The sequence below is a fragment of the Psychrobacter sp. 1U2 genome (assembly GCF_051847575.1).
In genome coordinates this window covers 1-731 of the sequence record NZ_JBPYDC010001037.1, presented here as the reverse complement: position 1 = coordinate 731, position 731 = coordinate 1, and the positions used below count along the sequence as shown (strand labels likewise).

The following is a 731-nucleotide window of genomic DNA, read 5'->3' as shown; positions in this document are numbered from 1 at the left end:
TGCATTAGGTAGGTAAGATTGTCATGCAGAAATATGCAAAAAGCGCACCGTAGACAAGTAGCTACGGTGCGCTTATTTTATTTATTAATAAACAAGACCTATATCAACTCTATTAGCTGCGTTTTGATACTGGTTTATCAAGCCTGACGACTAAACTGTCACAGGGTACATTTGGCAGAATGTTATCTGCGGTCGCACCGCTAATCCATGCAGCAATACCATGGCGTTCATGACGACCAATGACCAATAGATCAACCTCATTTTTATGGCAGTAATTAACGATGCCTTCACTGTTAGAGATGGCAGTCGTCACTTCAGAGTTTACCGCATTTAAATCATTACGCTCCAAAAATTGGGCCAGTTTTGCCCGTGCTTCTTGGCAGCGCTCATCATCAATCTCATCATATAGGCTTGAGGCAGGTACCAATTCATAACCAAAGCCAACCATGGTATCCTTGACGATATGTAATACTGATAGCTTGGAGCCAGGACGGTTATCAACGATGCGTTTGGCTTTTTGAGCAACTATGTCGGCATCAGCCAATAAGTCAGTGACTAGTAAAATATGTTGGTAACTCATGAGGGTCTCCTCGTAGCAAGTAGTTTTAACTATAGCACTACTGATGACTGCTGTTAAGTAGTGAGTTGCACTCTTTATTATATTCTTTAAAGGCACCGTTTAAATTACTTATTAGCCTATTTAACAGCATTTAATTGGCTGCAATATTTTA

1 protein-coding gene is annotated in these 731 nt (G+C 40.4%); it reads right to left on the bottom strand.

Features of this window, described 5'->3' with window-relative positions; all coding sequences use genetic code 11:
* Positions 1-112: 112 nt before the first annotated feature.
* Positions 113-580 (bottom strand): universal stress protein, encoded by a 468-nt coding sequence (locus tag ACS8FD_RS20240; RefSeq protein WP_299217846.1) that lies wholly within the window; start codon positions 578-580, stop codon positions 113-115.
* Positions 581-731 lie beyond the last annotated feature (151 nt).